This is a genomic window from Chitinophaga agrisoli (assembly GCF_008386695.1).
Classification (GTDB): Bacteria; Bacteroidota; Bacteroidia; order Chitinophagales; family Chitinophagaceae; genus Chitinophaga; species Chitinophaga agrisoli.
Window position 1 is genome coordinate 2,655,584 of record NZ_VUOC01000004.1, and the last position, 23,321, is coordinate 2,678,904.

14 protein-coding genes are annotated in these 23,321 nt (G+C 50.3%); 11 read left to right on the plus strand and 3 right to left on the minus strand.

What is annotated here, in order from left to right; all coding sequences use genetic code 11:
• Positions 1–120 precede the first annotated feature (120 nt).
• The 4 genes from F0L74_RS29645 to F0L74_RS29660 all read left to right on the plus strand — a co-directional run bounded on the left by F0L74_RS29645 (position 121) and on the right by F0L74_RS29660 (position 5,090).
• Positions 121–1,410 carry a hypothetical protein gene (locus tag F0L74_RS29645; protein WP_149841504.1) on the plus strand — a complete coding sequence of 430 codons (1,290 nt, stop codon included), beginning with the start codon at positions 121–123 and terminating at the stop codon, positions 1,408–1,410.
• A gap of 132 nt (positions 1,411–1,542) precedes the next feature.
• Positions 1,543–1,860 carry a hypothetical protein gene (locus F0L74_RS29650; RefSeq protein WP_149841505.1) on the plus strand — a complete coding sequence of 106 codons (318 nt, stop codon included), beginning with the start codon at positions 1,543–1,545 and terminating at the stop codon, positions 1,858–1,860.
• A 210-nt stretch (positions 1,861–2,070) separates the two neighbouring features.
• Entirely contained in the window at positions 2,071–2,409 is a 339-nt protein-coding gene (locus F0L74_RS29655) for a PadR family transcriptional regulator (protein WP_149841506.1), read from the plus strand.
• Positions 2,406–5,090 (plus strand): ABC transporter permease, encoded by a 2,685-nt coding sequence (locus F0L74_RS29660; RefSeq protein ID WP_213087104.1) that lies wholly within the window; start codon positions 2,406–2,408, stop codon positions 5,088–5,090. The genes F0L74_RS29655 and F0L74_RS29660 overlap by 4 nt, the downstream gene beginning before the upstream one ends.
• A 34-nt stretch (positions 5,091–5,124) precedes the next feature.
• Here F0L74_RS29660 and F0L74_RS29665 read toward each other — a convergent pair whose 3' ends face one another.
• Positions 5,125–6,402: a DUF5690 family protein gene (locus F0L74_RS29665; protein ID WP_188316223.1), complete on the minus strand. Its 1,278-nt coding sequence runs from the start codon at positions 6,400–6,402 to the stop codon at positions 5,125–5,127.
• Between the two features lie 439 nt (positions 6,403–6,841).
• Here F0L74_RS29665 and F0L74_RS29670 point away from each other — a divergent pair, with 439 nt between their 5' ends.
• Genes F0L74_RS29670 through F0L74_RS29680 form a run of 3 tightly spaced genes read left to right on the plus strand, consistent with a single transcriptional unit; the run spans position 6,842 to position 15,969 of the window.
• Complete coding sequence (locus F0L74_RS29670; RefSeq protein ID WP_149841507.1) at positions 6,842–13,627, plus strand: Calx-beta domain-containing protein; 6,786 nt, start codon at positions 6,842–6,844, stop codon at positions 13,625–13,627.
• A 41-nt stretch (positions 13,628–13,668) separates the two neighbouring features.
• Positions 13,669–14,664 carry a PorP/SprF family type IX secretion system membrane protein gene (locus F0L74_RS29675; RefSeq protein ID WP_149841508.1) on the plus strand — a complete coding sequence of 332 codons (996 nt, stop codon included), beginning with the start codon at positions 13,669–13,671 and terminating at the stop codon, positions 14,662–14,664.
• 45 nt (positions 14,665–14,709) lie between these two features.
• Positions 14,710–15,969 carry a tetratricopeptide repeat protein gene (locus F0L74_RS29680; protein WP_188316224.1) on the plus strand — a complete coding sequence of 420 codons (1,260 nt, stop codon included), beginning with the start codon at positions 14,710–14,712 and terminating at the stop codon, positions 15,967–15,969.
• A gap of 70 nt (positions 15,970–16,039) precedes the next feature.
• Here F0L74_RS29680 and F0L74_RS29685 read toward each other — a convergent pair whose 3' ends face one another.
• Positions 16,040–17,167 carry an alkene reductase gene (locus F0L74_RS29685; RefSeq protein WP_149841510.1) on the minus strand — a complete coding sequence of 376 codons (1,128 nt, stop codon included), beginning with the start codon at positions 17,165–17,167 and terminating at the stop codon, positions 16,040–16,042.
• Between the two features lie 197 nt (positions 17,168–17,364).
• Here F0L74_RS29685 and F0L74_RS29690 point away from each other — a divergent pair, with 197 nt between their 5' ends.
• Positions 17,365–17,730 (plus strand): winged helix-turn-helix transcriptional regulator, encoded by a 366-nt coding sequence (locus F0L74_RS29690; RefSeq protein ID WP_149841511.1) that lies wholly within the window; start codon positions 17,365–17,367, stop codon positions 17,728–17,730.
• Between the two features lie 59 nt (positions 17,731–17,789).
• On the opposite strand, the gene F0L74_RS29695 is transcribed toward F0L74_RS29690, so the two are convergent.
• Positions 17,790–19,088, minus strand: a complete 1,299-nt coding sequence (locus tag F0L74_RS29695; protein ID WP_149841512.1) for a glycoside hydrolase family 99 protein — start codon at positions 19,086–19,088, stop codon at positions 17,790–17,792.
• 566 nt (positions 19,089–19,654) lie between these two features.
• Here F0L74_RS29695 and F0L74_RS29705 point away from each other — a divergent pair.
• From F0L74_RS29705 to F0L74_RS29715, 3 genes are all read left to right on the plus strand, one after another.
• Complete coding sequence (locus tag F0L74_RS29705) at positions 19,655–20,281, plus strand: hypothetical protein (RefSeq protein ID WP_149841513.1); 627 nt, start codon at positions 19,655–19,657, stop codon at positions 20,279–20,281.
• A gap of 264 nt (positions 20,282–20,545) precedes the next feature.
• A complete protein-coding gene (locus F0L74_RS29710; RefSeq protein WP_149841514.1) occupies positions 20,546–21,028 on the plus strand; it encodes a (2Fe-2S)-binding protein in 483 nt (160 codons plus the stop codon).
• A 3-nt stretch (positions 21,029–21,031) separates the two neighbouring features.
• Entirely contained in the window at positions 21,032–23,320 is a 2,289-nt protein-coding gene (locus tag F0L74_RS29715; RefSeq protein WP_149841515.1) for a xanthine dehydrogenase family protein molybdopterin-binding subunit, read from the plus strand.
• The last annotated feature ends 1 nt before the right edge of the window (position 23,321 follow it).

The following is a 23,321-nucleotide window of genomic DNA, read 5'->3' on the forward strand; positions in this document are numbered from 1 at the left end:
AAGCTATAATACTAAAATAACCATATACATAAACATTAATTATATATATTTATTCCCGGAAATGCCTTGCAGCCATTCTGCCTACCAAAAGCTACTACTACAAACATAACAATCAACGTCTTGAACCACTCACAAAGCGCCAAAACAAACAAAGGGTCGTCTTCAGCCAGCAGTACTCAGGCGGGGAACGGCGGTAAAAGCATGCCTGCTGTCCCGGTTAACCTCTCAACAGATGCGTCAACGCAGCTCAAAGAGGAACAGCCAGACAACGATACGGCTGCTCAAATAAAGCCTTTTCGCCCCAGCATGCTGGTTCAAAGGAAAAATAATACCACCTCGCCAACTGTATTTCAGCTTGTACCAGATGAGAAGCTTGACGCGCTGATCGCGCAAGTGAACAAGGAGTTCGAGGGGCGTGATGAGGAACTGCTGCCCGACAATGCAAAGGACCTATATCTGGCCAAATATCCTTATGCACCAAAGCGGCTGGAACAAACTGAGGAGTTTGTGCTGGGGCAATTGCGTAAAAGAACGATGGTAAACCGCGATCAGCGGAAACAGAAAGGTGCAGAACGGAAACTGGCCCTTGATCAACGGGTTGCATCGGAAGCAGAACATTATACGCCAATGGGGGAAGCGCAGCGGTCTATCGAGCTGCTTACCGGGATGCTGCTCACAATATCAAGACATATGGATATCAGTGGTATGATCGGCAAGCTCGAAACTTCACTCCGGTCAAAATCCTGTAAAGATTGCCGCATTACATTCAAAGGGCATGTGCTGGAAATCTTTATTAGCTACATAAGATTAATACAAGGCGGGCAACTGGCCGAGCCATCAGGTAAGGCAGATGTTCTTTTTAGTGCTGATGACACCCAATACGCTGTACAGGCAAAATGGGGTACTACCGACATGCTTTATGATCTTGCCGCCGGCGCCTTCAATCAGCTAATGGGCTTATCTTCCGGAGGCGAAGACAAACCGAAGACAGCGGAAGTACCTCCTGACGGATCAGTTAGGACCGCGCATCTTTTTGTGGAGGCGTCAGTAGATGAGGCGGGCACATTAGTAAAAGAGGTTGTAAGTGCCTACAAAGCCAGGCACAAAGGATTTGGTAAATTCAGTTTGCTTGGCAAACCAGTACAGGCACTGCTGGATATCTTTGACAAAAGAACCCAAAATCTCTGCCAGATCATCATCGACTTTCCTGATGGTACTCCCGGATCCATGCAGCTTACGCGTGATATAATAGTTCCCCAGGCAGCCCGGACAGCTAAAAACAATCAGCCTTTCCTTGAACCAAATGCGGGCGATCTGGTAACCGCTGTGGATCTTATCTGTTCTCTTTCGCCTGATGACCGCGCGTTGATCATAAACCGCGATCTGGCTAGAACAAAAGAGGTATTGTAAGCCATCATTCCAGCCGCACAATCCCATGCCTAACCGCATACAACACCAATCCCGTCACATTCCTTGACCCCGTTTTCTGTAGCAAATTATTCCGATGGGCGCAGTGAGATCAGCCCCTGTACGGTTACCTGTATGAACGGAGACCTTTACTTACAGGTAGGCAACCTTATTATTACAAGAAAAAATGGCAAATGGACCGCCAGGAACGCCCAAAAGATCTTGAGTGACGACGGCCTGCAGGTCTTTCAGGCACGTTTCTATCCAGACGGCAGCGAGATCTACTCCACCAAACGAGGTTTAATTATGCATTACGAGGATCCTGCCAAGGACTCGAGAAAGTATACAGACAAAGACATTCAAACCCTCTGGTTCTGTAAAGGGGTATCCAGTCAGGCACTGGCGGCCAGGGAATTGATCAACGAGGTAAAGACTGCCGCCACCCAACAATAGGCGAGCTTTTAAGCGCCTAGTGACTTGTGAAGTAAACCGGGTATTATTTTTAGCCGTGTTCACTGTCCGATCCGGAACATAACATGTCCATTTGCGGACAGTCACCAACTCACTATTAAGCATAAACAGGCCGTTTCCAGCTGGAAATGGCCTGTTTAATGAGTTGGCACCCCATTTGTTCGATAAAATAGAAACTAATAACCTGCCCCCATGCGTCGGACATATCTGGGTGAATTTGAAGAAATGATCTTACTGATGGTTGCCATCCTTGACGGAGAAGGCTACGGCGTTACCATCAGCGAAGCGCTGGAAGCGCATACCGGACGTATCGTTACTTTCGGAACAGTACATAACACCCTCATCCGCCTGGAAGAGAAGGGATTTGTGACATCAGCGCTGGGCGGCGCCACCGCCGAACGTGGTGGCCGGCGTAAACGGCTGTTCCGCGTTACGGCGCTGGGAAGCCAGGCGTTGCAGGAAATTCAGCAGCTCCGCCAGCACCTTTGGCAGTTATTACCACCTCACACGCTTCGATTGGGCGGCATATGAGATCCCCTGAACAACCGCCCCGCTGGGCCCAATGGCTACTCGTCCGGCTGCATCCTCACAATACATTAGAGGAGGTAGCAGGCGATTTGCAGGAGCTATATACCTACTGGTATAACCGTTCGGGTAAAACCCAGGCCACACTGCGTTACCTGCTGAACGTAGTGTCTGTGCTACCGCCATTTGTGCGCAGCAGAAAAACGGATAAACAATATTATCAACAACCGGAGCCCCGGGCTACTGCTAACTTAACATCCATCATGATTCGGAATTATCTGAAGATCGCGTTTCGGAACCTGAAACGGCAAAAAGTTTCAACCAGCATTAATATAGCTGGTTTAGCCATTGGATTGGCTACCTGCATACTGATCATGCTTTATGTGCAGGATGAGTTATCCTACGATCGCTATAACGAGAAAGCAGACCGGATCTTCCGGGTCGGGCTCAGCCTGCGGTTGAATGGCGAGGATGTGGGCGGGCCCATATTAGGCCCCAATGCTGCCCGGGACTTACAACAGGAATTTCCGGAAGTGTTAAAAACAACGCGTATCACCAGGGAAACCGAGTTTGTTAGCTATGGAACAAGCTCATTTAAAGAGGATAAACTGCTGCGCGCCGATTCAGGTTTTTTTGATGTGTTCACCATTCCCTTCCTGAAAGGGGATCCCAAGCGGGCGCTCAACGAGCCCAACACATTGGTGCTAACCCGGGAAACTGCCCTAAAATACTTTGGGAACCAGGACCCGGTAGGGAAAGCTTTATTATTTGGCAGTGAAAAAACGCCATACCGGGTTACCGGCGTGGTGGGGGATGTACCGGCAAACTCCCATTTCCAGTTCGATATACTGGCTTCATTACCCGGTTATGATCAGCAACACACCGGATGGATCTATAATATCAACTTTTACACCTATGTGGTGCTGCCTGCAAAATACAATTACAAGCAGTTGGAGACTAAAATTTCCCGGCTCGCTGAAAACCGGATTGGGAGTGAATTAGAGCAATTTCTAAAAATCAACGCGAAACAGTTTCGTGAAAAAGGGGATGATTTCGGGGTGTTTCTCCAGCCACTCACTGATATTCATTTGAGGTCCCCGTTCGGCGGTACTGAGTTAACCCCAGGGGGGAATATACTGTACGTATACGTACTACTAGCCATCGCTGCCTTTATGCTGCTGATAGCCTGTGTGAACTTTATAAACCTGTCAACCGCCACGGCAACCCGGCGCTCACGTGAGGTAGGGGTACGTAAAGTGCTTGGTTCGGTAAAAGGGCAATTGCAGCAACAGTTCCTGATAGAATCAGTGCTGCTGGCGATGGCCGCCCTGATCATCGGATTGCTGATCGTTGGCCTCGCTTTGCCCTTCTTTAATCAGCTGACAGGTAAAAACCTTACGTTCCGTTTATTGACCAACGGGTCTGTAGCCGCTGGGTTAGTGATAGGTACTGTGTTAGTAGGGTTGCTGGCGGGCAGTTACCCGGCATTTTACCTGTCTTCGTTTAAGCCTGTTCTGGTGTTGAAGGGGCGGATGACCACTGCGCGTGGAAGGTTCAACCTGCGAAGCGGTCTGGTAGTGTTTCAATTTTTTATCACCATTTCGATGATCATTGCCACCGTTACCGCAGACCGGCAACTACGCTACATGAAAACACAGAAAGTTGGCTTTGATCGTGAACAGGTGCTGGTTATTCAGAATACAAATATGCTTCGCAATAACGAAGCCGTATTTCGCGATAAGATCATTCAATCTCCGCAAGTCACCATGGGCAGTATTTCCGGTCAGGTACCCGTTGGAAATACTGCTATCGATAACACCACCGTAATGTCCCGGGAACAACCTGATAAAGGCGTAATGAGCCGGTTTTATAAAGTTGATGATGCCTATATCCCTACGTTAGGGATACGCATGGTGCAGGGACGTAATTTCTCAAAAAGCTTCCCTACCGATTCCTCCGCTGTTATTCTGAACGAAACCGCCGTGCGGGCGTTAGGCTGGCAACAGCATCCTATTGGTAAAGAGCTGATCGGCCATATAGATGATAACGGCGTAAAAACATATTACCGGGTCATTGGCGTTGTAAGCGACTTTCATTTCGAATCCCTGCGGCAAAAGATTGGGCCGCTGGTCATGTTTTTGGGTGAAAACTCCGGCAACATCCTGGTCAAAACCAGTACTGCTAAACTGCCGCAGTTACTGGCTTCACTAAAGCAGCAGTGGGAAACATTTTCTCCTGCAGCCCCATTTTCCTATTCGTTTTTAGATGACCGGTTTGAGCAGGTTTATCTCAGTGAGCAAAAAATAGAGCAGGTATTAACCCTCTTCTCCAGCCTGACCATCTTCATTGCCTGTTTAGGATTATTCGGATTGGCTACCTACACTGCCGAACAGCGTACAAAAGAGATCGGCATCCGGAAAGCGCTGGGCGCATCCATCGCCAGTGTGGTGGCCCTGCTGTCTAAAGACTTCTTAAAACTAATCCTGATAGCGCTTGTGCTGGCCTCCCCTATTGCCGGGTGGGGTATGCATCAGTGGCTGAATGGATTTGCCTATAAGGTTACGATCAACTGGTGGACCTTTGCACTGGCAGGATTGCTGGCGGTCGGGATTGCCCTGCTGACAGTGAGTTTTCAGAGTATCAAAGCTGCGCTGACGGATCCTATAAAAAGCTTACGTAGCGAATAGCACAAAATACTGAGCGCGGCATTGTCTGCCGGCATTAGGCTGCTGCAGCTTTAGCTGCGCTCAGATATTTCCTCCGGAAATAAACCATAGCAACAATGGTACTGATAATCCCGGTTATTCCGGTAAACAGCACCAGTTGCGCATAGAATTGCAACCAGTTGGCCTCCACCCGGAATACCGTCTTTACCAGCATCACCCCCACACTGCCCAGGTAACCAAAAGAATCCGCGATATAGATAAGAAAGCCCACGTTTCCCGCAAACCGGAACGCGGCAATAAAACGATCAAACAAAATACTGTTAAACGGAATGTATACCATGTATAAGCCCAACCCTACCAGCAACATCCAGTAATACATGACCATGCGCTCTTCCATAAAAAGCCAGGTGGATAAAAGCGCAATAATAAAACCCATCAGCATAATAAACTGCGCCAGCATAAACGCTTTGAAATTATTCCGCAGCCAGATCATCACCGCAATCAACGCCAGTATGATCAGGGAAATAGTGGTCTCTGTTTTTGCAAAAACGCCCGGCACAAATACAGCGCCGGATTCCCGCCACATATCTGCCATAAAATTATCCCGTATCTCCCTTAAGATCGTTACCAGTATATAAATGACCACCAAAGCGCTGATCCCCGGCAGGAAGCCCCGGAGCAATGCTTTCCGCTCCGCCGGCAACATGGGTTTGCGATCCATCCTTTGTACCCTATCCTGCTCATCCGGTGGTGGTATCTTTTCCAACAGGTATACAAACAGGAACAACGCCGGCATAAAAATACAGCCCACGGTAAAAGGCATCCAGTATTCGGAGATCCCGAAATCCGTCATTACCCATTGCGCGGTGGTTTTGGCCAGCCCGGATGCGAATATGAAACTAACGGCCAGGGCCGCACTGATCAGGTCTGTGGTCCTCCTCCCCTCTACATAGGAAAATACCACACCCCACAGAAGTCCCAGCGGGAAGCCATTCAGGAACAAACACCAGAAATTATAAGGAGCGGACAGCAGCGCAAATAATAACCAGGCCAGCCAGGAAACCCCTACTAATCCGAGGATCAACAGATGCCTCCTGTTCCGTTTCAGCTCAGATATAAACCGGATGCCATAGAACTTACTGGCCATATAACCCAGTACTTGCGTGATCACCAGCACCGTCTTAAAATCCATACCAAACAAAGTATGCCCTTCATAAGACGCTACATTAAATGCTTTTCGGAAGGCAAAAATGGCCGTATACGCACAAAAGCTGGTAACAGCAGCCAGGATCGCGATCCAGATCTGGCGTTTGGTGAATGGAGTAGCTGACATATGTATAGGAAGATACATGCTAAAATCCATAATAAGAAAAAGCCCTGCCAGGTATCTGGGGTTAAAAAAACAACTATTGACGCAATAACAACTTTTTTCTACCTTTAGCCCCGCATCCCCATTCTATGTGAATCCAGTTCAGACCCGTAGTAACCTTTTTATCGTTAACAATTCCATTTGGCAGTAGCTGGTGAGCAGCTCATATGATTGGGATATCATCTATTTATTGGCTATTCAAAAAATAAGACTTTTCCTATGGATAATTTTTACTTGTCCCGGGTACCGGTTGCACTACAACATTTATACTATTACAATATCCATACTGAATAAATACGCCTTCTCGTACCTATATGCGTATGTGAATGTTCTATGCGGGAAACGCCTAACTGGCCCATGCTAAGCCTGGCAGGACGCCCCTTTTACCCTAAGCTATTCCAATATGTCTTTAAAAGCAATTACCCTTTTACTGTTCGCTATGCTATCACTCTGCCAGCGAGCAGATGCACAGAGCGCGCCGGCAGACCGTGTGCTGAGTGTGACCAAAACAGCGGATGCCGCAGAGCCGTCTGCCGGCGGCAATTTCGTGATCAGCCTCCCTGCGGGCATTAACGCAACGGCAAATATCACGGTCAACTATTCTATCACCGGAACCGCTATTAACGGATTAGATTATACGACCCCCAGCGGCATAGCAGTGATCCCCGTGGGCCAGCAGAGCGTATCCCTGCCCGTGACTGCAACGGATGACCAGATCATTGAAGGCACGGAAACCGTGATCCTTACCGTTACCAGCGGCACTAACGGCAGCGCTCCATTTACGCCCAGCGCTACGAATGCCAGCGCCACCCTGGATCTTACAGACAATGACAATACCGCCACTAACCAGGTGGTGCGCGTCACTAAAACCGCTGATGCTTCAGAACCGGCTACCAATGGCGCTTTTAGCGTTAGCCTGCCGGCAGGGTATACATCCTCCAGTAGTATCCAGGTAACTTATACAATAGGCGCAGGTTCGGCTGCCGCGGGCACGGATTACAGGGCCATTACAGGCGCCATCGTTATCCCTGCGGGCCAGAATAGCGTATCAGTACCGGTAACAATAATAGATAATACAATAATAGAGTCCCCTGCCGAAACGGTGATCCTTAATATCAGCGGCGGCAACGATACGCAATCCGCTTACACCGTGGCGCCTGGTGGGGGCTCCGCTACCGTCAATATTGGGGACAATGATTTTAACGGCGCCAGCAACCTGGTGCAGATCACAAAGATATCCGACTGTATAGAAGGCGGCACCAACGGGCAATACCGGATCGCCCTGAAACCCGGCGTTACGTCTTCGCAGGATATCACCATCAGTTTTACCATGAGCGGTACCGCTGCCAGTGGAACGGATTATAACCTGCTGGGAACATCCGGAGGCAATATTATAATACCTGCGGGAGCCAATGAAGTGATTATCGAGGCAGATGCGCCCAATGATGGTATAATAGAAGGCCCGAAATCCGTAGTGATGAATCTTGTGAGTGCCGCCTCTTCAAGCTATCCATTTACGATAAATCCCGCCCTCAATGGAGCCACCGTAAATATCGTGGACGCTAATGCGGTCAGCAGCACACCCGTACAGGTGCTCACCGGCAGCAATGCTGCTGAGCCATCCACCAATGCCAGCTTTACAGTGAAACTGGCAGGTGTGGCCACCTCTGCATGGCCGGTTACGGTGGCATACAGGCTGTCCGGCGACGCCATGCCAGGCCTGGATTATACGCTGCAAGGCTCCGTGGTGATCCCTGCAAACCAGAACAGCGTTAGTGTGCCGCTTAATGTAAACGATGACCAGATCTTCGAGAAGGCAGAGACGATGACCATTGTGCTCCTTTCCGGCAGCGCTACAGACGGAGGCGGGAATGCCTTTATCTTTCCGCCCGATCCGGCTAACCTGCAGATCACAGTTAATATCGCCGATAACGACGCTACAGCCGCCAACCAGGTATTAAAAGTGGTGAAGACAACCGATGCGGCAGAGCAGAATCCAAACGGCATCTTTACCGTGAGCCTGCCGCCCGGCTATACCTCCAGCGGCAATATGACCCTTAGTTACACGATGACCGGTACGGCCATACGCAATAGGGATTACAACATCTTCGCCATTACCCTTCCTGTTTACTCCAATAGTATAGCCATTCCGTTGTCCGTAATAGATGATCAGATCATTGAACAAACAGAGACGGCTGTTCTTAATCTTAACGGCGCAACAGATGGCAATGCCTTTACATATTCAGCAGATCCGGCCGCCAACCAGGCTTCGATGAATATTACGGACAATGATAACACGCCTGAGAACAGGATACTGCTGGTAACCAATTTCGCAGATGCGGCTGAGCCCTCCGTTAATGGCAGCTTCCATATCAATCTGCCGGCGGGCATTACGGCAGCGGAAGATATTACGGTAAACTATACCGTAGGCGGCACAGCCACTACCGGTACAGACTATGCCGCTCTTACCGGCTCCGCGGTGATCCCTGCTGGTCAAAACGGCGTGGCTGTTCCTGTTAACGTACAAGACGACCAGACACTGGAAGGCACAGAAACAGTATCACTAACCGTTACAGGCGGCGCCAGCGCCAACTTTAACTTTACGCCTGCTACCGGCAGAGCCACTGCTACTGTGAACCTGGCAGATGACGAAAATACGCCGGCCAACCTCACACTAGCCATCGCCCAAACAGCAGATGCTACAGAAGGAGGAGCCAATGGGGCCTTTAGCATCAGCCTGCCCCCGAACATACTCGCCGGCGAAGCGATAAACGTACAGTATACGATCACCGGTACCGCCCAGAACGGCGTTGATTACACGGTGTTAAACGGTACTGTTACACTGCCAGCCGGACAAAACAGCGTATCACTACCCGTAACGGCTATTGACGACCAGTTTATAGAAGGCACAGAAGCGGTGATCGCCACCCTGAACGGCGGCACAAATCCCGCTTTGGATTTTACCGGTAATGGTAACGCCACCGTGAATATTGCAGACAATGATGACACGCCGGCCAACCTTACGCTGAATGTTTCCGATACCGCAGACGCCGTGGAAGGAGGCGATATTGGCGGGTTCAGTGTCTCCCTGCCTGCAGGCATCACCGTAACGGAGCCTGTCACCGTTAATTACACCGTTTCCGGTACAGCCACCGCCGGTACAGATTATATCACGCTTACAGGTACGGTAGTGATCCCGGCCGGTCAGAATAGCGCCGCCGTTCCCGTAACAACAGTGGATGACCAGGTCATTGAACCTGGTGAAACGGTGATCCTGACGCTAAACGGCGGCAGCTCCGCTAACCATACCTTTACCGGTACAGGGTCCGCTACTGTATCTATCGCGGACAATGATAATATCGCTGCCAACCGGGTACTCAGCGTAGTAAAAGAAACCGACGTGGCAGAAACGGCTACCAATGGTACTTTCCGTGTTAGCCTGCCCGCTGGCATAACCGCGGCCGAGGACATTAACGTTACATACACCGTAGCCGGTACAGCCATCAGCGGCACAGACTATACCGCCCTCTCCGGCGCCGTACAGATCCCCGCCGGTCTGAACAGCGCGGTAGTAACTGTACCCGTGATCGATGATCAGATAATTGAAACTACGGAAAGCGTAATCATCACGCTTTCCGGCGGCGCCAGCGCCAGCTTTAACTTTACGGCCAGTGCTACCAATGGCGCCACTACGGTGGATGTGCTTGATAACGATAACGATCCTCTCAACCTCGTCGTAAGCGCGATCAGCCTTTCTAACGGCGCTGAACCGGCTACCAATGGCAGCTTTTCACTTACCCTGCCCACAGGTTTCACCACTTCGGAGGATGTGACCGTTAACTACACCGTAAGCGGTACAGCCACAGCCGGAACAGATTATACGGCCCTGAACGGCACAGCTGTAATACCTGCCGGACAAACAAGCATGCAGCTACCGGTAACGGTTATTGACGACCAGCTAATTGAAAAAACAGAAAATGTGGTGCTGACGGTCACAGCTGCTGCTTCTACCAACTTTACGTTCGCACCGCATATTACAAAGTATAAAGACAGCTTAGATATAGTAGATGATGAAAGCCATACGCCGGCTAGCCTGGCATTGAGCGTAAATAATGCAGCCGATGCCGCGGAACCGGGTATCAATAGCAGCTTTAATATCAGCCTGGCTCCCGGAATAACCTCCACCGAAGACGTTACAGTGAACTATGCGATCAGCGGTACGGCAGTTAATGGTACAGACTATAACGTATCCGGTGTAAGCGTGGTAATACCGGCGGGACAAACCTCCGCAACCGTACCAGTCACAGTGATCAATGACCAGATCATTGAAGGCAGCGAAACAGTGGTCCTCACGCTCAATGGCGGAACCAGCCCAAGCTTCATCTTCAACGGTACGGGTAACGCTACCGTAAACATCGCAGATGATGATGATAACGCGGCCAACCGTACCCTTGCAGTAACGAAGACCGCCGATGCCGCAGAACCAGCTGCCAATGGCAATTTCGATATCAGTCTTCCGGCGGGTATCACCGCGTCTGAAGATATCACAGTCAATTATACAGTTAACGGTACCGCTACTGCCGGTACTGACTACACAGCGTTTAGCGGTACTGCAATGATAACTGCCGGTCAGCATAGCGTAAGTATACCCTTGGCAGTAACAGACGACAATATTATAGAACCGCTTGAAACCGTAACGCTAACCCTTACCGGAGGCACAAGCGCCAGCTTTACCTTCACAGGCACAGGCAACGCAACTGCCAATATCGCTGACAATGAAATCAACCTGGCATTAAGTGTTACCAAAGGCACAGATGCAGCAGAACCGGCTACAAACGGCAGCTTCAATATCAGCCTGCCGGCAGGTATCACCTCATCAGAGAACATCACGGTGAACTATACTATTTCCGGTACCGCCACCGCCGGCACGGATTACAGCACGCTTAGCGGATCAGTAGTGATCCCGGCAGGTCAGAACAGTGTAAATCTTCCGCTAACAGTCACAGACGACAACCTAATAGAAGGTAATGAAACGGTGATCCTTGCCATCAGCAGCGTTACTGCGCCCGGCTTAACCTTTACTACAGGGCCAAACAACACCGCCGCGCTCAATATCACAGACGACGACAATATCAACCTGGAACTGGCAGCGGGCGCAAACCAGCCCAATGCGGCTGAGCCATCCACTACCGGGGCATTCAGCATTAGCCTGGCCAGTGCTAAGATCCCACAGGAGGATATCACCGTCACCTATACGGTAGCAGGTACTGCCACTGCCGGCACAGATTACAACACCCTTAGCGGCACAGTTGTGATCCCCGCAGGTCAGAACACTGTAACAGTACCTGTAAACATCATCAACGACAACCTGATAGAACAGGCAGAGGCCGTAGTGCTCACCATTACAGGCGGCACTTCTGCCAGCCTTACCTATCCCCCAGGCGTTAATAATACTGCCACGGTAAATATTGCAGATGATGATGATACCCCGGCTAACCGGGTGCTGAGCATTACGAATACAGCGGATGCGGCAGAGCCATCCACCAATGGATCATTCAAAATCAGCCTGCCTGCAGGCATTACCGCGTCGGAGAACATCACGGTAAATTATACGGTCAGCGGTACAGCAACAGCCGGCACTGACTACACAGCCCTTAGCGGTACCGCCGTGATCACCGCAGGTCAGAACAGCGTAAGCATACCAATGGCAGTGATAGACGACAATGCGTTAGAAGGTATAGAAACAGTAACCCTCGGCCTCACGGGTGGCACAAGCGCCAGCTTTACCTTTACCGGCACAGGCAACGCCACCGCCAATATCATTGATAACGAAACCAACCTGGTATTAAGCGCGGCGAAAGGCGCAGATGGAGCAGAACCGGCTACGAATGGCAGCTTCAATATCAACCTGCCTGCGGGCCTCACCTCATTTACAGACATCACCGTGAACTATGCCATTACCGGTACAGCCGGCGCTGGCACTGACTATACTGCACTAACCGGTTCCGCGGTGATCTCCGTTGGGCAGAACAGCGTAAACATACCGGTGCCTGTTAAAGATGACCAGTTGATAGAAGCCAGTGAAACAGTCATCCTCACGATCACCGGCGCTGCTGCTCCTGGCCTCACCTTTACCACAGGCCCCAATAATGCAGCTACCCTCAACATCGCAGATGATGATAATACCGCCGCTAACCTGGTGTTGAATGTCACGAAAACGGCAGATGCGGCAGAGCCATCCACCAATGGCTCATTCACCATCAGCCTTCTTAACGGCAAACACACGGTAGACGCCATCGCCATCCAATATATGAGCGGCGGCTCCGCCACACCGGATGCCGATTACCAGGCCATTACAAGCGCCATCACCATCCCTGCGGGCGGTAGCAGCGTTACTGTTCCGGTAACCGTAACAGACGATGATGAGGTAGAGACGCCGGAAACAGTGGTGCTCACGCTTACCGGCGGCCGGTCTGCCAGCTATGCCTTCACGCCCGGCACTTCGAATGAGGCAACCGTTACTATCACCAGCGAGGATATACTCCGCGGCAATATCCTGATCACTAAAGAAGTGGTGCAACCGGCTGTAGGGCCTTACCGTTTAGGTCAGGACCTCACCTACCGCATCAGCATAAGGAATAAGGGCGCCACCGTAGTCCCCGGCATAAAAGCGCAAGACCAGCTGCCCGGACAACTGGACCAGCCTTCGCATACCTCCGCAGAAAGAGGCGAGATCACAGTTACGCCCAACAGCAGGCTGATAGAATGGAACGTTGGCGACCTGGCGCCGGGGGCCACCGTAGAAATGACGCTCACCGCACGGCTGATCGGAAGCGGTGAAGTGATCAATACGGCATCTGCTTATGGCAATATCCCGGATGCTGATTCAACGGACAATATCGCTTCTTCCAATATAAATGTACAGGGGGACGACCTTTTCTTCCCGAACGGGATCTCGCCTAACGGAGACGGTAAGAACGAGAAATTCATTATCGGCGGCCTGGAAAAATACCCGGGTTCCGCCCTGTATATCTTCAACCGCTGGGGAGGCCAGGTGTACCAGTCCAAAGACTACCGCAATGACTGGACCGGCGCCGGTCTGAGCGAAGGTACCTACTACTATGTACTGGAAGTAAGGCATCCGGATGGTATTAAAAAATACAAAGGATGGGTTACCCTCGTACGTTAATGGCAACAATATTATTATCTGCTGATCAAAAAGTGTTAAAGATGAAAACAGTACTCAAAGCAGGAATGATGTTCCTGCTGCTAAACATAGGGTTCCGCGCAACCGCGCAACAGAGCATACAGTTCAGCCAGTACGTATTCAATGGTCTAAGCCTCAACCCCGCCTACGCAGGTTATAAGGAAGACCTCTATGTAAATGCGACATACCGCCATCAATGGGCCAATTTCCCGGGCGCGCCCCGCACAGGGGCCATATCGGTAGATGGGGCTACCAATGAGAATAAAGTGGGCCTGGGCCTGCAGCTGATGTTTGACCGCCTTGGCCCGCAGGATGCGCTCTCCCTCTACGGTTCCTATGCATACCGCATACCCCTGGATCCGGAAGGAACCCGCCGCCTCTGTATTGGCATCAGCGGTGGAATTACCCAGTACTCCCTGGATGGCACTGCCCTGCAGCTAACAGATAATGATGATCCTGCGCTGCCGGCTGTCAAAAAAAGCGTGTGGACGCCAGACGCCCGTTTTGGCATCTACTATTACACGCCCAGATTCTATGCAGGCGCTTCCGTTACAGACCTTTTTGCCATGTACTCAGAAGCATCCCGTTACAACTGGAAAGGGAATAATTATGCAGCCATCCGTAAAACGCAGCATCTCTACGTTACTTCGGGCGCCATGTTCCCCCTGTCAGAAAACCTGCAGCTCAAACCTTCCATCCTGGTCAAAGAAGATTTTAAAGGGCCCACCAATGTAGACTTTAACGTGTTCCTACTGATCTGCGAAAAGCTATGGATAGGCGGCTCTTACCGTACAGACGTAAAACTGTGGAATAAGGATAACCTGCCCACAGACCTGCAGCAGCTGGACGCCGCCAGCGCAATGGTAGAGTTCTATGCTACAGAGAAATTACGTATCGGGTATTCTTATGACCTGAACGTAAATAAAATGGCGGGGTACCAGGGAGGATCACATGAGGTATCACTGGGCTTTCTCTTCCCCTCCAAAAGATCCATTGTACAAAGTCCAAGATATTTTTAAATCCATTACCTATCCAGTATGATACGTCGCAGTTTAATAATAACCTTGTCTGTCACGCTTTCCGCCAGCCTCTATGGCCAGGAGCAGAAAAGCGTATTAAAGACAGCGGAAGAAGCATATGCCCGCAAGGAATATGCAGTGGCAGGAGCGCTCTATAGCAGGATCGCCCACAGTAAGGGAGATAAGATGCCTATAGGCAGATGGATAAAGATGGCCCTTAGTTATCAGCAGATAGGGGATTTCGAAAAGGCTTCGGAGATCTACCAGCATATCGTTACAAGACCAGACCGGCCTGCCGGCGCCTTTTTCAATTACGGGGAAGTGTTGCGGCAGCTGGAGCAGTATACTGCTGCCCGGGAGCAATACAACCAGTTCTCCACCGCCAATGCAGATAGCCTGCAGCTTAAAAACATGGCGCTGCAAAGTTGCGACAGCGCGGCGGTATGGGCACAACAGCCTTCGGCGGTACAGTTAAAGCCTGTAAAAGAGCTCAACACCCCCGGCTCTGATATGGTCAGCGGCGTGGTGAAGAACGGGCTGGTGATCATGTCCAACGGCTACCGCTCATTGGCCATGAAGGGAAATCCGGAATCGCACCCGGCAACCGATAAAAGAACAGAACAACCTTATTACAAAGCATACCTCTACCGGCAGTTCACTGCAGACAATTCGAACAGGTTCCTGGAGGAGCTATCCCCCGCACTGTTTGAAAAATATGATTATCATATCGGACCAGTCTGCCTGAACCGTACAGAGGATACCCTGTATGCTACCATCAGTATACAGGGCGGCGCCGTTAGCGGGGTACGCTTGCTGCAGCTTTACCAATCCGTGAAGCAAAACGGGCAATGGTCATCCCTGGTGCTGATGCCCGGTATTAACATAAGCGGATATTCTTCCAGCCAGGCAGTACTCAGCACTGATGGCAATACTTTATATTTGGTATCTGACCGCCCGGGGGGCTATGGCCAAACGGATCTCTGGTATGCGGAGAAGCAGGCAGATGGAAGCTGGGGCCAGCCTGTAAACTGTGGCAATAAGATCAACACCATTGCGGCAGAGATCTTCCCTACTATTAATGAAGAGGGCGCGCTCTATTTCTCCAGTAAAGGGCACCCCGGCATGGGCGGATTTGATATCTTCCGCGCAAAAGGCGCCAAAGCTTCCTGGAATACGCCTGAAAATATGAAAGCCCCCTTCAATTCAGGTGCGGATGATATCGGCCTGATCCTGCAGGATGGCAGGGGCTATCTCAGTTCTAATAAACAGAACGGTCCGGGGAAGGATGATATCTATTCTTTTTAGCAGTATCTGATACAAAAACTAAAGCCGCATGGATCATATGACCTGTGCGGCTTTTTTCATACCCCCCTTGTTAGTTACTAAAATTGGGAAAATCGACAAACCCTTTCTCTCCGTTCCTGGTATAATAGGCAGAGCGGTCGGCTACTACTATTGGCCAGTCGTTCTTAAAACGGGCCACCAGATCAGGATTGCCTATAAAAGGCCTGCCAAAAGCTATCAGATCCACCCAGCCGGTAGCCAATGCAGCCAGTGCTGATTCCTTGTTGAAGCTGCCGCACCAGATGATGGAACCAGTAAAGCATTCCCGTGTTTTTTTGAGAAATTCGTCCGGTAAATGCTGGTGATCGAACACGGCGTCCTGCATGTTTCCTTTTGGCAGCAATTCATAAAGCAGGTGAATATAGGCAATACCCCGGCGGCTTAACTCCTCACACAGATAGAAAAAAGTGTCTTCTCCCAGCGGATCCTCCGGCATGCTATTGTAATTCCCAAATGGGGAAAGCCGCACGCCTACGCTACCAGCCCCTAACTCCGCTATAGCCGCATCTACAACTTCCAACAGGAAACGGGTGCGGTTTTCCAGTGTCTGGCCACCATATTGGTCATTACGGGTATTAAGCGTGCCATTCAGGAATTGCTCAAACAAGTATCCGTTTGCGCTATGAATTTCCACGCCATCAAATCCTACTTTCCGGGCGTTGCCAAAAGCGGTCTTAAAATCGTTAATTAAAGCAGGTATTTCATCTGTGCGCAGCTGTCTTGGTTTACTGGCGGGTATATAAGTTAGCTTACCTTCTGCGTCATGGGCAAACACGTTGGATCCAACTGCCTGCACATCAGTGGCGCTCCATGGCGCCTGTCCTCCGGGCATCATGGAAGTATGCGACATCCGCCCTACATGCCAGATCTGCATAAAGATCTTACCATTATTGCGATGCACTTCATCTGTTACCAGCTTCCATCCTGCCAGCTGGGCGTCTGAGAAAATGCCGGGCGTCCACAGATACCCTTTGCCGTGTGGCGCGATATCCGTAGCTTCACTGATCATCAACCCGGCGCTTGCACGCTGCCCGTAATATTTCGCGATCATAGCATTGGGTACATCACCGGCCGAAGTACGGGTCCTTGTCATCGGCGCCATTACCACCCGATTCGCTAATTGGTGGTCCCCCAGCTTGTTTGATTCAAATAAACTCATCTTTTTTCCGCAAAGTACCGACACATTACATTCATTTACAATAACTTACACGAACGTAAGTCTACTGTAACCAAGGTTTGTATTGTTCATTTTCAATCAGTTGCCACCTCTGAAAAACTGATTTGTGACATAAGAATGACAGTCATTTCCAACGTTTTCTGGTTTATTTTTGTGGTATCAATTAAACTCATAAAACATTGGCATATAACAGAACACAGCTGGCCAACTGGGTGTCTAACCCCGATGCGTGCGCGGTTGAAACGGCCCTTGCTACCATTGGTGGAAAATGGAAGCTCAGGATCTACGACCTCCTGAGAAGAGAGCAATCTGTAAGATATAACCTCATTAACACGGAACTGGGGGATATATCAGAAAAAACATTGACCGCTCAGCTGCGGGAAATGGAACAGGATGGGATCATTACCCGCATTGTTTATGCGGAGGTGCCGCCGCGGGTGGAATACAGTTTAACGCCACTGGGAAAATCGCTGGAAACTGTTTTTGACGCATTGGCTAACTGGGGCAGGGCATTTACAGCAGATAAAACATCCATGCCGGACTAAATATTATCAGTAAAAACAACCAATACGCAGCTGTTGCGTATTGGTTGTTTTCGAATGTATTATTGCACCGTAAACGGCGTTGGACAAGTGGCCGTATAAGGAATTTGCCCCTTAAATAACTTACCCCCATCCCCCGTCTCTCTCAGGTAAAAATCGGATGATACGTGCACGCCATCGGCATCCAGCGTAAGGAAGTATTTTCCCGCGGGGATCATGGACGCGTCTTCCGCACATTTAAAAATAGAGGTAGCTTCGTTCAGCTCATCAAACATGGCAATATATACACTCACCGCCCCTGCTTTTTTCATGACAGCAAACTGCGACCACATGAAATCGCCATGATTACGTTTAAACCCATTTCTTACTCCGCCATTACTATTGGAAAATGCAGTACCCGGATAAGCACAAGGCTGGTAATCCATATTGTGTGCGTTACAATAAGCCAGATCACCGGATACCCATTGCTCGTAGGAAGGATCAACAACCCTGCCCACAGCCCAGGCGGATATCATGTTAAATGCCGGCCATACATCCCCAAAATCGCTGCGTGCATCGCCAAAACCCCTGCGCCATTCACCAGGTACGGAACCAATAACATACAGTCCCTGATCTTTAAGCCAGTTGATGAACTTAAGCGCATCGCCCGGGCTTGCCGGGTGTTGTGCATATCCCAGACCATACACGCACACTACCGGTTTGCCGTTCTGTTTGGCATAAGCAGGAGACGAGGTTAAATGCAGCGTATTTATAATAGTATTGGTCCAGTCGTTCTGAATGGCGGTAAGGTTACCCCAACCGGAAGCGTCGTACATAATGTAGAACTTACGGCCATAGGTCTGCGCGGCATTCATTACGCGGGTAGCCATCCCATCACGCTGTCCCTTGATCGGCGATCCGGGACTGATCTCATTGGCAAAACGCTGCAGCGCGGCGCAATCAATACCGTATTCCTGCATCCAGCGGAAATGGGTATTAACGGTTGACTGGTCATAGGAAGAAAACATGCCGGCAGGTTGCCCGTTACCCAGGTTGCCCGTGTAAGGGGGTTGGGCAACACCGCCCTGGCCAAACGGCACACCGGTATAGATCCTGGTATACTCGCGGGTATCAGGCCACATTTCGAGGTTCGTGTGTCCCCAGTTATTGTTGGGCGAGCCATCGCCCAGCGCAGAGAACCATCCCTGGTAACCCACCGTTACCTTACCCACTACATCGTTTGGAGAAGACGTATCGGCAGCCACCCCGCCACCGGTAGTGGTCTTATCGCCAGGAACATTATCCTGCTGCAGCGGCTTTTTTGAACAGCCAAATAATAACAACGCAATAGCAACAAATGGAAATAATCGGGTTTTTCTCATAGTAAATATGGATTTGGTTAAGCCGTGCTAAGGTAGCAGGCAGGGGTATAACAAAGGATTAACAAAAGGCTTAATTCCTAATAAAACTGTAATACGCTATCTGATCAACTGCAAATGGTCAGACAGGTCTGTCTGGCCCCGCCATCCGCCGAGAAAGAACACACCGGTTAAAATGGCTGGACCTGCATAACCTACTGGGAGGTTTCCAGGCCGCTTCATTTTGGCGACTATGCCAGTATGCCATGTTTGACCTGGTAGCCATCACGGTGCTGATCAGTGGTATTTATCTGTGGTTTGCACGACGAAATCATTGTGAGGAAAGTGTGGTGGTAAAGCCGCGCCCCGCTGCATAATCCTCCTCATTCCCTTCCGATAAATCACGGATTTTCTTTTTGCAATAAACAAGATCCCAACAACTTTACCTAGCTTGCGGCGTCGACCCAATTTTGCATAATTAATTTAACCTAATAAAACCCAAACCTGTGAAACGCTACATTTTGTCAATTGCCGTGCTGTCATTCATTTTTTCGAGCTGTACAAAGGACCACAACGAAAAGGAGGTTGTCATGGATGCAACACATTCTACAGCCCTGGAAAACGGCACCAAAGTAAGTACGATCGGACTCAGACCCCTGGGCTTCCTTACCGGAAGCGCGTCAGTGATCGGTATTCCAGGTCAAAGTGTTGACCTGACCTTCTATCCCAGCACAGAATTAATGGCAGGCGTCTGGACGGTACAGGGCACTGCTTATACCTTCCAAAGCTACTTCTGCACTACTCAGGCACTGGCGCCAACGGAGGCCAATGTGCAAGAGGCCTACCTGATGCTTAACTCAAACCCGACTCCCATAAATGGCGACGGGGTACATGCCAATTCCGGTACCAATAACGCATTTTATGTTCGAAGAGTGGTGGGAGACTGGGATGTTACGCAAATGGATAAGATCAAATGGACCAGCAGACCAGCCACTACCACGGACGACCAAGTACTAATTCCGCATACTACCCTGGCGTCTGATGATTTGGCGGTAAATGTGACCGCCATGGTAAAAACAGCCATACGCCAAGGGGAAACTATGATCGGGTTTTGCCTCGTTCCGGTAGCCACGCAACCGCTTAATATGCGTAATTTCGTTTCTCCCTACCATGAAAGGCTGGATCGCGCGCCCCGGTTGGTGATCATCACTAAATAGCCAATACTTTTCTGGTTTAAAAAAGCCCTGAAAGCCATCACCTTTCAGGGCTTTTCATTGGTATACCCAGCCCCGTATACTACACGAATACATATCGACTCCCTCCCATAAATCAGCTCCATTTAGTATCTTACATATACCATAACAAATAACTCTTTACTATCTATTTTATTAGTACTAACCAGGTAGGCAACATCCTCTGATCAGACTAATTTTGATTACCTGCCTATGATCGGTTTAATATAAACAGCAAACCTCTGAAATATGCCAAAGTATTCAATTCACATTAACGGTAAAGTGCACGATGTAGATGCACTGGAGGATATGCCATTATTATGGGTCCTGAGAGACATATTGGGCATGAAGGGTACTAAATTTGGCTGCGGTAAAGCCCTCTGTGGCGCCTGCACCGTGCACCTGGATGATACCGCCGTACGTTCCTGTAGTGTGCCCGTATCCGCTGTGGGTCAGGGCAAGGTCACTACTATTGAAGGGCTTTCTGAAGAGGGTGATCATCCTTTGCAACAGGCATGGAAAAAATACATCGTGCCGCAATGCGGATACTGCCAGACTGGCCAGATCATGAATGCGGCAGCACTGCTCAAAGGCAATCCCGCCCCCTCAGAAGCGCAGATAGAACAGGCCATGCAAGGCAACCTTTGCCGCTGCGGTACCTATAACCGTATCAAACAAGCTATTCAAAGCGTGACCGCAGGTAAATTAGATAACTCCGCAAAAGAAAATTAACCGATGAAGACATTATCCCCTTTCCATAAAAAAGACAAAGACGTTACCGCAGCAATATTCCGGGCTTCCAGGAGGGATTTCTTAAAGGTTGGAGGTTTGCTGACCGGCGGATTAGTGCTGGGCGTAAGTTTCTTTAGCTGTAACGAAAAAGGGAAGAAGCTGGCTTCCCTGGCTCCCAATGTTTACCTCACCATCAATTCAGACGGAGAGATCGTAATTATTGCCCACCGCTCAGAAATGGGCACCGGTATCCGTACCTCCCTGCCGCTTATCGTGGCAGACGAGTTAGGGGCAGACTGGAGTAAAGTACGGATCGTACAGGCGGAAGCAGACGAAAAGAAATACGGTAACCAGAATACAGATGGTTCCTTCTCCGTGCGCATGTTCTATAAACCTATGCGCGAAGCCGGCGCCACCGCCCGCCTCCTGTTAATGCAGGCCGCCGCGGCGCAATGGAAAGTGCCGGTAGAGGAATGCGATACGGAAAACAGCCAGGTAATACATAAGGCCTCCAGCAAAACCATCGCCTTTGGCGACCTGGTAGAAGCGGCGGCTAAGCTCCCGGTGCCCACACCGGCGCAGCTTAAACTCAAAGACCGGAGCCAGTTTAAAAAGATCGGGCACGACACCCCTATTGTGGACCTGCACGATATCGTTACCGGCAAGGCGGTTTTCGGTATGGACGCCGTGGCGGATAATATGAAGATAGCCGTGATCAAACACTGTCCCGTAGTGGGCGGCAACATAAAATCGTTCGACGGCGCAAAAGCGCTGGCGGTGCCAGGCGTGCTTAAAGTGATCCCCATAAAAGGCGCTGGTATTCCGCCTACGCTCAGTAAACCCATCAGCGGCGTAGCGGTTATAGCAGAAAATACCTGGGCCGCCATCAAAGGCCGCGATCTGCTGCAGGTGGAATGGGATCTTGGGCCCAATGCAACCTACAACTCTGCCAAACAACTGGAAGAGCTGGAACAGGCAATGCACAAAGAAGGAACAGTACGCAGGAACCGGGGCGATTTCAAAAAGGTACACGCAGGCGCTAAAACGGTGATCGACCATGTCTACACCGCGCCCTACCTGGCGCATGCCACCATAGAACCACCCAATGCGCTGGCTGTAGTAAAAGATGGCAGCTGCGAAATATGGGCGCCTACCCAAAATCCCCAGGGCGCCCGCGATAGCGTGGCCAAAGCACTGGGTATAGACGCTGCAAAGGTAAAAGTGAACGTTACTCTGCTGGGCGGCGGGTTTGGCCGCAAATCAAAGCCCGATTTTATCCTGGAAGCGGCCCTGCTGTCAAAAGAAGCCGGCTTCCCCATTAAAGTGCAGTGGACAAGGGAAGACGATATCAAACATGATTATTACAACGCTTTAAGCGTACAGCGGGTAGTGGCCACCATTGACCAGGATAATAAGCTAAGCGGCTGGAACCACCATATTGCCTATCCATCCATAGACGCTACCGAAGATGCCAGCGTTTTGCAGGCCAGCGATGGCGAATTGGGACTTGGCGCTACTGACTTCCCATACGATGTGCCATCTATCCGGATAGAAACGCACGATGCAAAATCTCATATGCGCGTTGGCTGGCTGCGCTCTGTGCTGAATATTCCCCAGGCCTTTGCCATCGGCACTATGATGGACGAGATTGCGGAAGCGCGGAAACTGGACCCCATCGCTAACTCCCTCGAGCTGCTGGGCCCCGACAGGCATATCACCTTTAATGAGGAGATGGTAAAAGGCACCTATCCCAACTACGGCGAAGACATTGCCAACTACCCCTGGGATACAGGCAGAATGAAACGCGTCATAGAACGCGTAGCCAAAGAAGCCGGCTGGGGCAAACAGCTACCCCAGGGCTCCGCTCTTGGCTTTGCCGCTCACAAGAGCTTTCTCACTTATGTAGCCTGTATTGTGGAAGTGCGGGTAGATAATAACAAACAGATCAGCATCCCGAACGTATATTACGCCGTAGACTGCGGCACGGCTGTTAATACAGACCGCATCAGGTCACAGTTCGAAGGCGGAGCGCAATTCGCTACCAGCATTGCATTGAAAAATGAGATCACCGTTAAAAATGGAGAAGTAGAACAGAATAATTTTGATAGCTACCAGATCATCCGGATGCCGGAGGCCCCTAAACATATCCATGTGTTTATAGCCGACAGCGCAGACAAACCTACTGGTGTTGGCGAGCCACCCGTACCGCCATTTACGCCGGCGTTATGTAATGCTGTTTACGCAGCTACGGGTAAACGGATCTATAAGCTGCCGGTGGATCTGAAGGTGTAGA